Source organism: Bartonella sp. AD328YNZD, from assembly GCF_042196425.1.
Window position 1 is genome coordinate 1 of sequence record NZ_JBHIQG010000603.1, and the last position, 989, is coordinate 989.

At 39.1% G+C, this 989-nt stretch carries 1 protein-coding gene; it reads left to right on the top strand.

What is annotated here, in order from left to right:
* Positions 1-377 precede the first annotated feature (377 nt).
* A complete protein-coding gene (locus ACFIO3_RS13990; protein WP_375614645.1) occupies positions 378-896 on the top strand; it encodes a Rha family transcriptional regulator in 519 nt (172 codons plus the stop codon).
* Positions 897-989: the final 93 nt, after the last annotated feature.

Genomic DNA, 989 nt, shown 5'->3' on the forward strand with positions numbered 1-989 from the left:
CCGTGTAAAAAACCTGTTGCCATACTTTATGCTCCTTTGAAATATTGGCTAATGAAATGAATGGAAAAAATGAGAGGCGAAAGCCGTTCTTGCGAGCGACTTGACAAAATGTTTAAAACCGTTAGATTCATACAAAGGTGCCTAACAAACACCTTAAAACAACAAGCGGATTGGTTGCCGAAATAACTAATCTTCCGCAGACTAAAGACTTTGACTCATTATATGCGCGTAGCGTATAATAGTGTTGTCGGGTGTGGTTATGCTATACAATACCCTTTTAGGGGAAGGCATAACGACGGGCTTGTTGCCGTGTTTGTTAGCACCCGGCATTCTTCATTGAGTGTCATTAACAAACATTAATCAACAAGGAGTTCACCATGAACAATTTAGTGACAATCAACAATGCTGGTATTGCTGTCACAACCTCTTTAAAAATTGCCGGTGGTGTGGGGAATAGCCACGCTACAGTTATAAAGCTGGTACGTCAAAACATTGAAGACTTTGAAGAATTTGGAAGGGTTGGATTTGAAATCTCACCCTTTGGGACAAAAGGCGGAAGACAAAAGAGAGAAGTTGCTATCCTTAATGAACCGCAAGCAACTCTACTCATGACCTATATGCGCAACAATGATATGGTGCGTGCATTTAAAAAAGCCCTTGTTAAAGCTTTTTATGATTTAAAAAACAAGTTAATGGATAATGACCGCGATACACGGTTTGATTTTCCAAGTAACTGGGATGAAATGGGAGCGACTGAAAAGGCTGTTTATATTTATGGACCGCTTCACATGCATCTTGTTAGAGCCTTTACGTTAGTAGAAGAGAGCAAACATTATAAAACGCTTGTTGAAGAAGCCAAGCAAGTTTTAGGAAAAACTATTGTAAAAGCTGCTTAAGTAAAAAACATGACTCATCTCCTCGCCTTGAGGCGGGGAGGTAGTTAATGCCGTAAAATATCTTTACATAATACATATTGTACGTATAATACG